The 11,400-nt window shown below is 53.2% G+C and carries 15 protein-coding genes, 2 pseudogenes and 2 riboswitches; of the genes and pseudogenes, 8 read left to right on the forward strand and 9 right to left on the reverse strand.

What is annotated here, in order from left to right:
• From WEB64_RS16170 to WEB64_RS16185, 4 genes and pseudogenes are all read left to right on the forward strand, one after another.
• Positions 1 to 387: pseudogene (locus WEB64_RS16170) on the forward strand (hypothetical protein); the annotation flags it as partial.
• Positions 388 to 541: 154 nt separating this feature from the next.
• Positions 542 to 820: an MbcA/ParS/Xre antitoxin family protein gene (locus WEB64_RS16175; RefSeq protein WP_368061254.1), complete on the forward strand. Its 279-nt coding sequence runs from the start codon at positions 542 to 544 to the stop codon at positions 818 to 820.
• A 258-nt stretch (positions 821 to 1,078) separates the two neighbouring features.
• Complete coding sequence (locus WEB64_RS16180) at positions 1,079 to 1,390, forward strand: hypothetical protein (protein ID WP_368061253.1); 312 nt, start codon at positions 1,079 to 1,081, stop codon at positions 1,388 to 1,390.
• 248 nt (positions 1,391 to 1,638) lie between these two features.
• Positions 1,639 to 2,184: a nucleotidyltransferase domain-containing protein gene (locus tag WEB64_RS16185; protein ID WP_368061252.1), complete on the forward strand. Its 546-nt coding sequence runs from the start codon at positions 1,639 to 1,641 to the stop codon at positions 2,182 to 2,184.
• Between the two features lie 110 nt (positions 2,185 to 2,294).
• Here the strand turns inward: WEB64_RS16185 and WEB64_RS16190 are convergent, their stop codons facing one another.
• A complete protein-coding gene (locus tag WEB64_RS16190) occupies positions 2,295 to 2,618 on the reverse strand; it encodes a hypothetical protein (protein ID WP_368061251.1) in 324 nt (107 codons plus the stop codon).
• Between the two features lie 393 nt (positions 2,619 to 3,011).
• Between WEB64_RS16190 and WEB64_RS16195 the strand changes: the two genes are divergently transcribed.
• Both WEB64_RS16195 and WEB64_RS16200 read left to right on the forward strand, forming a co-directional pair.
• Entirely contained in the window at positions 3,012 to 3,353 is a 342-nt protein-coding gene (locus WEB64_RS16195; RefSeq protein WP_368061250.1) for a type II toxin-antitoxin system RelE/ParE family toxin, read from the forward strand.
• Between the two features lie 10 nt (positions 3,354 to 3,363).
• Positions 3,364 to 3,666, forward strand: a complete 303-nt coding sequence (locus tag WEB64_RS16200; RefSeq protein ID WP_368061249.1) for a helix-turn-helix domain-containing protein — start codon at positions 3,364 to 3,366, stop codon at positions 3,664 to 3,666.
• 165 nt (positions 3,667 to 3,831) lie between these two features.
• Here WEB64_RS16200 and WEB64_RS16205 read toward each other — a convergent pair whose 3' ends face one another.
• Positions 3,832 to 4,047, reverse strand: coding sequence for an amphi-Trp domain-containing protein (locus WEB64_RS16205; protein ID WP_368061248.1), 216 nt, complete (start codon positions 4,045 to 4,047; stop codon positions 3,832 to 3,834).
• A 119-nt stretch (positions 4,048 to 4,166) separates the two neighbouring features.
• On the opposite strand from WEB64_RS16205, the gene WEB64_RS16210 reads away from it, so the two are divergent.
• Entirely contained in the window at positions 4,167 to 4,331 is a 165-nt protein-coding gene (locus WEB64_RS16210) for a helix-turn-helix domain-containing protein (protein WP_368061247.1), read from the forward strand.
• Between the two features lie 219 nt (positions 4,332 to 4,550).
• Here the strand turns inward: WEB64_RS16210 and WEB64_RS16215 are convergent, their stop codons facing one another.
• From WEB64_RS16215 to WEB64_RS16230, 4 genes and pseudogenes are all read right to left on the reverse strand, one after another.
• On the reverse strand, positions 4,551 to 4,970 hold the full coding sequence (locus WEB64_RS16215) for a hypothetical protein (protein WP_368061246.1): 420 nt from the start codon (positions 4,968 to 4,970) through the stop codon (positions 4,551 to 4,553).
• Positions 4,971 to 5,237: 267 nt separating this feature from the next.
• Positions 5,238 to 5,442, reverse strand: a pseudogene (locus WEB64_RS16220) (IS256 family transposase); the annotation flags it as partial.
• Positions 5,443 to 5,461: 19 nt separating this feature from the next.
• The gene (locus tag WEB64_RS16225; protein ID WP_368061245.1) at positions 5,462 to 6,778 is read right to left on the reverse strand and encodes an LLM class flavin-dependent oxidoreductase; all 1,317 of its coding nucleotides are present in this window, start codon (positions 6,776 to 6,778) and stop codon (positions 5,462 to 5,464) included.
• Complete coding sequence (locus WEB64_RS16230) at positions 6,778 to 7,551, reverse strand: 3-oxoacyl-ACP reductase (RefSeq protein WP_368061244.1); 774 nt, start codon at positions 7,549 to 7,551, stop codon at positions 6,778 to 6,780. Before WEB64_RS16230 ends, WEB64_RS16225 begins: the two co-directional genes overlap by 1 nt.
• Before the next feature lie 47 nt (positions 7,552 to 7,598).
• A riboswitch (TPP riboswitch) is annotated at positions 7,599 to 7,695 on the reverse strand.
• Positions 7,696 to 7,773: 78 nt separating this feature from the next.
• Positions 7,774 to 7,882, forward strand: a riboswitch (TPP riboswitch).
• Between the two features lie 103 nt (positions 7,883 to 7,985).
• On the opposite strand from WEB64_RS16230, the gene WEB64_RS16235 reads away from it, so the two are divergent.
• The gene (locus WEB64_RS16235) at positions 7,986 to 9,425 is read left to right on the forward strand and encodes a sodium:solute symporter family protein (protein ID WP_368061243.1); all 1,440 of its coding nucleotides are present in this window, start codon (positions 7,986 to 7,988) and stop codon (positions 9,423 to 9,425) included.
• Here the strand turns inward: WEB64_RS16235 and WEB64_RS16240 are convergent.
• The 3 genes from WEB64_RS16240 to WEB64_RS16250 form a co-directional block, all read right to left on the reverse strand.
• Positions 9,348 to 9,596: a DUF2805 domain-containing protein gene (locus WEB64_RS16240; RefSeq protein WP_368061242.1), complete on the reverse strand. Its 249-nt coding sequence runs from the start codon at positions 9,594 to 9,596 to the stop codon at positions 9,348 to 9,350. The two genes, WEB64_RS16235 and WEB64_RS16240, sit on opposite strands and share 78 nt — an antisense overlap.
• A 108-nt stretch (positions 9,597 to 9,704) precedes the next feature.
• Entirely contained in the window at positions 9,705 to 10,892 is a 1,188-nt protein-coding gene (gene prpF / locus WEB64_RS16245) for a 2-methylaconitate cis-trans isomerase PrpF (protein ID WP_368061241.1), read from the reverse strand.
• 122 nt (positions 10,893 to 11,014) lie between these two features.
• Positions 11,015 to 11,400: group II intron maturase-specific domain-containing protein (locus tag WEB64_RS16250; protein WP_368065679.1), on the reverse strand; the 386-nt coding region annotated here is incomplete at its 5' end.

Raw genomic sequence — 11,400 nt, forward strand, 5'->3', positions numbered from 1 at the left:
TATTACCCTGGCATCACGGCGAAACCATTCCGGTGTAGTTCGTGGACCGCTTACCGAATTTCAGAGTTATTGGAATTGAGCGAGGAGGAACAAATCGCATTATTTTACGATAAAGAATATACGCTTCAAAAAACAGAAGATTCAGCGAACAATCAGTCCGAACTGAACGAAACTCAATGCTCATATATAATGGGAATCGTAAAATCACTCGGTATCTTATACCCAGATATGAAGCGGGCAAGCAGGCGCCTTCGGCTACCGTCGACTGAATTTCCTTTTAATGGAAAATCACCGATGAGCTTTATGCTTACTGATAAAGATGGATTACGACTTACAAGGCGGTATTTTGATTTTATTGCTCAGCCTGGAGATCGAAATGACAGGTGATATCGCGACCGACTCTGACCTTATTTATTAGTATCATGACTTAGTGCTAATGCACTGAACTAGTCAATAACTATTTCAACGATGGAAGTCAGCAAATTTGAATGCCCTGACTGATGACGAAAAACTATTGTTTAGAGCTTCTCAGAATGCAGCAGTGCAGCTCGGCCTATCTCTTGAGGATTGGAAAGCAATTGTCTGTCGAGAAAGAACGGATTCCCCGGAATGCGACAGCTCTTTACCCTGGTTTTCTAAAGATCGAGCGCTGCACCTCATACGGATCTACACCGCGCTTCATCGATTGATGGGGGGTGATGACCATGCCATGAAACACTGGATCAAAGCGTCGAACCACGCTTTGAGTGCACCTCCTGGAACGGTGATTCGTACCCTGGCCGGGATGGAGGAAGTTGTCCAGTATCTTGAGGCTTGCTGACAACTGTCGTTTGCGAAATCAATAGTACTAAGAAACATAGCCAAAAAGGCTGGTGAACAATTCGGGCCTACGCAATGATCATGTAGCCAATATCACGGCTCATCCGGTAGCTGAGCGTTTTCCTTGCCTAAGTCATGCCGTTTTATGTGGCGATATCCACTGGAAAAGGCATTGATGGGCATAGCGGTCCATCGAAAGCGGACCAGTTGGAAGTGTGGCCGAAGAAAATCATCGCGCATGACACGACGAGGGACTGGTATGAACGAGTACCAACGCTTCAAAATTCAGAAAATCGCTCTCCGGTTGGGCATTTCGCCCGAAACAATTGAGCACGACATAGAAGAAGCGATTAACGCTAGCACCTATGCTGAGCACGTTGACGATGCCTTGGCAGCTGCGGAATTGCTGGTTGCCGAAGCCTCCAACATCGATCCACACAGGATCTGGAACTGGTTTTTATCACCGATCCCGGCACTGGCAGGCAAATCCCTGCTGAGCGCAACCCTTCGAGACGGGGTTGAAACGGCCGAAGATTACCTGCAAAGGTTGAGGGAGGGCGACATTTCGTGACAGACATAAAATCCAATGATATGCACTCGTATACAAGGATACACTCGGCCATTATTCAATCTGGCTGTCCCAGCCAAAGATTTAGCGGCATGCTTTCGTTATAAATTCTCAAAACGACGTGTCGTAAGTTAGCTGTCAATCAAAAGAAGCCTGCAGGTGCGCGAACGCGCCTTGCCGGTTGACGATCTGAAGGCTTACTTTGCCAGCGCTCTAGCCTTTACTACGCACATCCAAGATAGGGAACCCCTATGACCGGACCAAAAGACTACAGCCTTGAGGAACTGATTGCCCAGTGCGATCCGGATGCTCCTATTTCAACAGAGTTGCGTGTGTGGGATCAGGCGCCTGCCGTTGGTTTGGAGAAGGACGTTAAGCGGCTTCGTGGCATTGTTTCCTCTAAACGAGTAGTAAGCATTGAAGAAATGAACTCAGTGATCCGACAAAAAGTCATGGATAGCCAGACCGATCTCAGTGAAACCTTTCTGAAATTCAGCGAGCTCGCCTCAGAACAGTTTGAGGTCATTCGGCTCGTACTGTTTGGCAGTCGTGCCCGGGGTGACTATAAGCCGGATAGCGATACCGATGTGGCAGTGATATTGCGCGGCGAGCCTGGTGATTTTGTCGAGACCAAGTTGGCGATGGCCAGCATTGCTGACGATGTCCTGCTTGAGACCGGTGTCCGGATCCATCCGTTTCCCGTCTGGGAGTCGGAATGGCGCCAGCCAGAACGCTATTCGAATCCGGACATCCTGAATAATATAGCCCATGAGGGCATTATCATCTGGCAAGCCTAAGAATCACCCCGGTATTTATTCGTTGATTACCGGTTGAGCAGCTATGGAATCATAATTAAGTTGGTAACGCTCAGGCATTTTGGCGGCCACGAATATCGAGGGCTGTAAACCTAACCTTCAGTCGGGTCCTTTGCGAAAGTCTCAGCAACCCAGACTTTGAAATCCTTGTCCCCGAATACCCAGATCCCTTTCTCGACCAGTGCCAGAAACTCGCCACGAAGCCGATTCAGCGCATTCTGAATTGTGTGCGTTGCCACAGCGGACTCCTCCATTCCCACCCAGGTGGCAATGAATCGGCGGGCATCCTCATGGTAGGGACCGGCAACGTACTGTGCGATGACCGCTAGGATGGCCTGCTCGATGGGCTTGAGTAAAGACCACGTTTTCTCGTACTCATCGGCACCATTGGTGAATTGCCGGTACCGCAGGGTCACGGAGGTGACGTCTGTTTCGCCGGAGAGACCATGCCTTCGATGACGACTCGAAAGTCCCGCGGAACTCGGTTCAGTGTACGGAAGGCGTTCCATGCGCTGTTGTAGCTCAGAGTCCGGACCGTCGTGTGAGATCGAAATAAAACTGGCAACAAAAATGTTGCATAAGCCGCATTCTGTGCCTCCAGAACCAGCCCATCGAAGAAATAGAGATGGTAACTTCGAAGAGGGTTTAACCCTGCCATTGGAAAAGAGCCAGTAGCTATCGGCAATACCTGTACTCATTTACCACCGTAGATCTCACGATCCAGCCCGGGATACTGCCCACACCTTAGTCTAGGCTTGACTATAGGTTATGGCCTATATAGTCTACAGCCTATAGACAGGATTATTTTCATGTGGGACGTAATAACAACGGATGCATTTGATGAATGGTTCAAGGGATTGACAGATAGCGAGCGCGCCGATGTGCTTGCTGCAATGAAGGTTCTACGGCAAAAAGGGCCTATGTTACCGAGGCCATACGCGGACACCGTGTATGGCTCCAAACATAGCAACATGAAGGAGCTGCGAATTAGCAGTGGCGGAAAACCGATACGAGCTTTTTTTGCGTTTGACCCACAAAGGAAAGGAATTCTACTTTGTGCGGGTGATAAGACTGGGGATAAGCGTTTCTACGATCGCATGATCCCCCTGGCAGACCGAGAGTTCACAGAACACCTGAAAACTCTCAAATGAGGTGATTGAAATGGGCCGATCTCTTGATCAAATGCTCGCAGACGAAAAACCGGAAGTCGTTCAATCAGCGAACGCCAAAGCCGACGCAATTCTTCTCGATATCCACTTGGCTGAGTTGCGCACCCTATTGGGCAAAACTCAAATGGATATCGCTTCTGCTCTAGGCGTGAAGCAGCCTACTGTTGCCGGCATTGAACGCGCTGGGAAAGATATCAAACTGTCGTCTCTGAAGCGCTATGTGGAAGCAACTGGAGCCAAACTTAAACTGGATGTTGAGCTGCCTGACGGTACCCATCACGGTTTTACAGTCTGATCCAGACTCTGCGGCGATTGACGGCATTTTTTGAAGTTACCGACTTTATTTAATGCACACACGTCGCTCGATCAAACGCATCAAGCATGTGTTTGACGAAGTCCGACCTGCTACCCAGTCACTGAAACATTCACCGCTTAGTAATGTTGGTTAAGTTAGACGCGTTCAATTTGTCCACTTAATTTGAAATTCTATCTCTTCCTCTGAGCCCTCCCTTTCGTGCTCTATATTGTAAATAGCCCGAACTGGTACATAGATTCGCTCCCCGGCTATTTGTATTTCAAATTTATCCCCTGATTCCAACGCATCAGCTAGACGCCGTAACTTAGAAACGAATTCAGAGGTGGAATATCCTTTCTCTATATCTCGATCACCTTTCATAACTATCTCCTTTTAGCGTGAATTCAGATAATAACTGCAGCACTTTGGCGTAACCAGGCAGAGACAGGAGGGCCGTTGCCATTACCCTCACGAGCTTTACCGACCAAAGTGAAGCAGTGATGAAGTACCGACAACTGACCCAGACAAAACGATACCAGATCTCGGCCCTGCGGGTAGCAGGCAATAGCGAACGCCAGATTGCCGCAATGACCGGTTGTCAAAGCACTACTGTCAGCCGCGAGTTGCGACGCAACAGCACCGCTGACCTACACCACTCTGACTAAACCGTTTTCAGCCTATTAACCCTCAAATCTTATCCCGACAAGGTGTGATGGCCGGACGGTTACCCTTCAGCGCCTGTAATATTCGATCGCCAACATGATGAGTATGCCTGCAATCAAGATCCCGCCGGTTGTGATCATGAACTCTGCGTTCATCGCTCGACCTCCAGTCATGCCTGGCGAACTCAATGAGCCCGACGTTTACATGGTGTGTTGGTCAATTTAGATCTTTAGGTCACTCAGGGTGTCTTGATCCACGATGCCACAAAACTTGTAGAAGGGGCTCTGTCTGTTATTGAAATGCTTTTCGTGGGCTCTCTTATCAAGGCAGATCACCGACATCACACCACTTTTCCCTTGGACATCAAGAGAAGAGCGAACGGAATAAATTTCAGAACTTTGAGGATTACACTGCTCCAGGCCATAGATCAGCACCAAATCAGAGCAATTTCCCGTAAAGCTCTTCAAATTTCCGTCACCCAGTTTCTGGATGGAAACACTCCGATAATGTTCTTTAGCTGCCCCGCTCAACCCGCTCATCAGATCACTGTCCGGCGGTTCGTCCGTAACAATCGCGACGCAACCGGAAAACACACCGCTCTGTAACAGCTCAAATAGGTCATGAGTGGTCACGGTTGTCATGTCGGTCCTTTTAAAATTGGGCAAATCTCCAGGTAATCACCTTTCAGCACAAACCTTAAAGATTCACACACCTGTAGTGGTCAACTAATCCCGGACTGAATTTGAGTCAGCTTCTCAGGACTCAATTGCTCGGACAATTCCAATTTAAGTCGAGTGATTATCCTGGCAAGCGCACTGCGCCTACTCTGAGTTATCGTCAAGTCTGGTGTACAACCCTCAGGTAGCGTTCCTGTCGGAGTAATCTTCCACCTGTTCTCCATCCCGAAACTAAAGGTTGCTCACCACCAGCTTCAGTTGGTCAAACCCCTTGATCCGCTTCCAACGTTTCTGGGCGGGCTGGAGCAGTTTGAACACCATCGATAACGTCGTGGCGTGGGAGCCGCAAGTGAATTCAGTACACCGCCGGGAAGTTGACGAAGGCCAGCAGTTCGTTTCGGTCCTTCTCTATGGTTTCCATGGCTTTCTGGTACTTGCCGTAGGGATCACATTGGTCAGGACCTGCCAGGGCACGCCAACCCTAAATGTTCGCGCAAAGTGCTGCCCTGATATTCGGTACGAAACACCCCCCGACTCTGCAATACCGGCACCACCTGCTCGATAAAGTCCTCAATGCCACCGGGCAGCGACGGCGGCATCAGGTTAAACCCGTCGGCGCCTTCGTTGCGGAACCAGTGCTCCATCTTGTCCGCAATCTGCTTGGGCGTGCCTACCATGGTGCAGTGCCCTCCTCCTGCTGCCAACCTCCCCAGCAACTGACGCAGAGTCGGCTGTTCAGTTTCGATAATGCGTAAAATGGTACTATAACGGCCCTGTGGCCCGCTAAACTCCTCCAATGGCGGAAGTGTTGGCACGGGTGCGTCCAAATCCCAACCCGCACAGTCTTGGCCGATAAACATCGCAAGCTGGCGCAAAGACGCGTCCGCGGGTAACAGCTCATCAAGTTCACGCTGCTTGGCCTTTGCCTCCGCCTCGGTGGGCGCCACGTAAGTGACCAGGCCCGGTAGAATCGGCACATAAACCTCGCGGTCAGCGGCTTTTACCCGTAGTTTGATATCCCGATAATAGCTTTGTGCCGCCGGCAAGTCGTAGGCTACGGCGTAAATCGCCTCGGCGCATCTGGCCGCCAGCTCCCTCCCGGGTTCGGATGCACCGGCCTGAAACAGAACCGGATGCCCCTGCACCGGGCGCGGGACGTTCAACGGTCCGTCTACCCGAAAAAACTCACCCTGGTGATTTATCGGCCGCACCTTGTCTGGGTCGGCGTAATGGCCCTGGCGATCAAACCGCAAAGCGTCATCTGCCCAGGAATCCCACAACCCCAACACCGCCTGGATAAATTCGTCGGCGCGGCGGTAGCGCTCAGCGTGGCCAGGCATAGCTTCATAGCCGTGGTTGCGGGCTTCTACGTCAAACATCGAAGTAACCACATTCCAGCCGATGCGGCCGCCGGAAATGTGATCCAGCGACGCGACGAGACGCGCGGCGTGAAACGGTGTGTAAAAGGTGCTGGAAACTGTGCTGATAAATCCGATCTTTTCCGTAGCCCGGCTCATGGCCGCCATTGCCGTCAGCGGCTCCAGGTAAAACCAACTGCCGTCCGATACATTGCCCGCCGAATTGCTGTCGGCGAAAAATACGGCGTCCAGCTTTCCGCGTTCGGCGGTTTGTGCCAGACGCTCGTAATAACGAATGTCTCCCAACTGTTCCACCGCCGATTGCGGGTGACGCCAGGCTGCTCGATGATGGCCGCAGCCCATCAGAAACAGGTTAATGTGCATCATCCGTTGATAGGAATCTGAGGCCGCCATCAGTTTTTCACCAACCCGCCGTCTACCACCAGATTCTGCCCGGTTACCGAGCGCGACCAGGGTGACGCAAAAAACAGGGTGGCATCGGCAAACTCTGCTGGTGTGGTCACCCGCCGCAACGGTGTGCTGGCTGCGATGAAATCGAACACTGCTTCAGGCGTTACAGCAGATGCATCCGTGGTGCGCAACAGGCCCCCAGACACCATATTCACAGTGATGTTATCCGGCCCTAAATCCTGCGACAGAGTACGGGTAAGCGACAGCAAAGCTGCTTTACCCGCAGTGTAATCGTGATACGGCACCACAGGGTTCTGGAACAGGTTTGTTCCCACATTCACAATACGGCCAAAACCCACTTCGCGCATACCGGCCAGCGCCGCCTGGATAGTGTTCAGCGCACCGCCCACCACGCCGGTAAACTGCTGGCTCAAATTCTCCCAGGTCAGGCGATCTGCATTCGGACGGGCATCGCCGTTGAATGAGAAATCCGGTAAGGCATTATTGATTACCGTGGTCACCGGAAACCCGAAATGCTGCCGGGCCTGGGCAAACATCGCCTGCACAGCGGCGCGGTCGGTCACGTCAGCCTGCACCGCAAGCGCACGCACCGGTTCCTCAGCGGCCAGTTTGTGCGCCGCTTCGGCGCTGTTGCGATAATTGATGACGACGCTGGCGCCTTCGCGCAAAAACGCGCGCACCAGATGTTCGCCCAAACCGCGGGCACCACCGGTTATCAAAACTAGCTGTTGATCAAGACAGGCAGATTTGTGCATAGACACCTCATGGCTGAGGCGAAGGTATGAATGGACAGATTCGGTACGGGCGCACCTTCTGACATCCCTTCGCCAGTATGAACTGGATCAGGTTCAACGGGTGTGCTCTCAGCCCCGCAAAGCAGGACACCCCGTGTCGAGCCAAGACCTTAGCACAAATATGCAGGCCAAACCGCCACTAATAGCTGCAATTGACAGGTAAGAACAGACTTCCTATTCTGATGCCATTCCTGGGGGCGCCATTGCGATGGCTGAGACTCCGCACTCGGTGCGGTAACCCTTCGAACCTGATCCGGGTAATGCCGGCGAAGGGAAGGAAAACACCTGCTTTTTTGTACTTGCTTGTGCGCCCTTTCTTTCCCCACGCCCTGTCTCGGTAGCCAGTCATCTATGGCGATTATGCTAGCGCCTGCCACTGCAAGGAAGATCTACCAATGCTGATTACCTCCACTGCCCTTGTTTGGCTGGTTTTGTTCGCCGCACTGTTCGCCATACCCGGCCTGATTTACGCCCGCCACAAGCGCGACAAACTGGACGATTTCCTGATAGCCCGCAACAGCCAGAGCAGCTCTGCCACTATGCTAACGTTGTTGGCAACCACCATGGGCACCTGGATTCTGTTTGGCCCAGCGCAGGCCGCCACCTGGGGTGGCATTGGTGCCGTTACCGGCTATGCTCTGGGTGCCCTGGCACCGCGGTTGATCATGATTCCCTTGGGCAAACGCATTCGCACACTGATGCCTGAAGGTCACACCCTCACCGAATTCGCGCTCGGCCGCTATGGCCGCGTTATGTACGGCTTCGTGTTGGTGATCATGGTTTTTTATCTGTTTATCAGCCTGACCGCTGGGCTGACCGCCATTGCCAAAATGGTGTCTTTGTTGGCGCCAGTTCCTCTGTGGTTAACCGCCAGCATAGTCATGTGCGCTACCCTGCTTTACACCCTGTATGGTGGCTTGAGGGTCACCATTTTTACCGACCGGATACAAATGTTGGTGATTTTGCCTTTTCTGGCGCTGCTGATTGGTTTTGGTTGGCAGGCTACCGGTGGTTTGACTCCGGCGCTGCAAGGCTTGCAGGAAAACGCGCCGCACCTGCTGAACCCGCTGGACATCAATGGCCTGAAATCCGGCCTGACTTTTTTCCTGGCGGTGGTGCTGACCGGACTATTCTACCAGGGCACCTGGCAGCGTATTTTTGCCGCCCGCGATAACAAGGTTATCCGCAACGGTTTTATCATCAGCGGTCTACTGAGTTTTCCCATCATTTTCACTATGGGTTTGTTCGGGCTGGCGTTTGTCGGTTTAGGCTTGCCGGGTGACGGCTCTGTGGCGCTGTTCAGCGTGCTGCTGGCGGATGTGCCCGTGTGGTTTGCAATTGGCCTGTTACCCTTTGGGCTGGCGCTGATTATGAGCAGTGCTGACTCCACGATCAGCGGACTGACCAGTATCATGGTCATAGATCTGCGTCGGCTGCTGCCAAAGTTGAGCAACCATAGCTTGCTGTCGCTATCCCGCTGGTTAATTGTATTGCTGTCGGTACCGGTGCTGTTTGTGGCTGCCCAAGGTTACAGCGTGCTTTACCTTTTTTTGCTGGCCGACCTGCTGTGCTGCGCCGCCGCTTTCCCGGTATTTTTCGGCTTCTACAACGCCCGCTACCAAAGCTATAACGCCGCGACTAGTACCTTTTTGGGCCTGGCGACTGGGCTGATAGTGTTCCCCGCACCGGGGGCGCCCCTCACCTATTTGTTGGAATCTTTCCTGCTGGCAACCTTTGTACCGATTGCGGTGTCGTTGCTATTGTTGCTGCTTCCACGAGGAAAGCTCTTTGATTTCTCTGTGCTCTCGCAGCAAGTGCGGAAGCTGGAGGGGTAATGCCAGGGGCTTAGTGCTGTTTGTACTGAGTTGGGCAAATACCTGACTTACGTCCGGGCGTCTAAACTTCAGGTGTTTTATTGAGCGGCGGGATACCCGCGCCCGCCACAGCCTGGAGCTACATAGCTTCAGTAACTTGCAGATGATGCGGATAAACTCGGGTTTTGGCATACCTTAAAGCTGTTGGATGGCCTTGTAAGGTGTACGGTCTTCCGCCCGTGATCGCGGAAGAAAAACTCAAAATACTGTCCGGAATTAGTTGACCACTACAAGCTCACACTAACCCTTTTTATGAAAGTCTCCCGGCACTCTGATCTGCCCCTCCATAAGCGCCCTGGCGCTTCGGCTCATGATCGCCTTCTCGACCACCCACTCTCCGTTTCTTTGCATCGCCTCAGCGCCAACCTTAAGCGTGCCGGATGGGTGACCAAAGCACACCGACGTGCGACTTTCACCGCCGGCTGCCGCACTCACGATAGTACTCGGAATGGCGCTCGCTGCACCTATAGCAACGGCGACGGTACCAGGCATGGCGTGGTGAAGTTTACCCATCGACATACCCCGTACCAGTATGTCGACATCCTCAACCACTACACGCTTGCCACTGGCCGAGACGTACTCGGAGGGTTTAGCCACAAACGCGATTTTCGGCGTGTGCTGGCGATTTTCAGCGTCAGCCAGGGTCTCGACCAGCCCCATCCGCAGCGCGCCCTGGCCACGTATTGATTCGAACATCGCCAGCGCTTTCGGATCGTTGTTGATCGCGTCCTGCAGTTCGGCGCCGGTGTAACCAATTGCCTGCGCGTCGACAAATATGGTCGGGATGCCCGCAGTGATCATGGTCGCCCGGATTTTGCCCAGTCCGGGAACCTCCAACTCGTCCACCGGGTTACCTGTTGGAAAAATTGTCCCCCCGTCATCTGCAGGCGCCAGAAACTCCAGTTTCACTTCCGCCGCAGGAAAGGCCACCCCGTCAAGTTCGAAATCTCCGGTTTCCTGAACCTGTCCATTGGTCATGGGCACGTGTGCAATGATGGTTTTGCCAATATTAGCCTGCCAGATGCGCACGGTGGCAATACCGTTCTCGGGAAGGCTTTCGGCGTCTACCAACCCTGCGCTGATCGCAAAAGCGCCAACCGCCGTTGTCAGATTTCCGCAGTTACCGCTCCAGTCGACGAACGGTCGATCAATACCCACCTGCCCGAACAGGTAATCCACGTCGTGGTTCGGGTGCTCACTCCTCGAAACAATGACCGTTTTGCTGGTACTGGAGGTGCCGTTACCCATGCCGTCAATCTGTTTCTGGTAAGGGTCCGGGCTGCCTACCACCCGCAACAATAGTGCATCACGCGCGGCTCCTGGAGTTCGAGCTTGTTCGGGTAGATCTTCCAGACGAAAGAACACACCTTTGCTGGTGCCACCGCGCATATAGGTGGCCGGAATCCTGATCTGGGGTACGCTTGACATATGACCTCTCGCTAGTTGGAACACCACGACGAGGTTATCGGGATAGGGGGGAGCCATAAAGCTCCGCCCCTCCCACACCACCCGGCAAGCGGGTCCGCACCGGGCGGTTCGAGAAGTTGAGGTCATGAGAGACGCGGCACCCCCAACCGATCGAAGTAGGCAATCGTCAGCACATTATGAATCGCAGACCGACTATTATGCCACCAGCGGCGGCTCAGGGCCGCCACCGATTCCGCAACCCAGGGGCTCGCGCCAAGGCGCAGCAGTTCCCGGTAGATCGTCTTGCCCCGCCGCCACTGCTTGAGGTGAAGGGCTCTTAAGCGACGACGTATCCACTCATCCAGTGATCGCCAGATGCGGGGCGTTTGCGCCAGTCTGAAGTACCCTTTCCATCCCAGCAGATAGCTGCGGAGTTTCTCTACCACCTGCTCAATACTGCGTCCTCCGTTGCGTCGGGTCAGTTGCCTGATTCTCCGCTTGAACGCCTGCAACGCCTTACTGGACAGTC

The sequence above is a fragment of the Marinobacter sp. genome (assembly GCF_040882185.1).
GTDB lineage: Bacteria > Pseudomonadota > Gammaproteobacteria > Pseudomonadales > Oleiphilaceae > Marinobacter.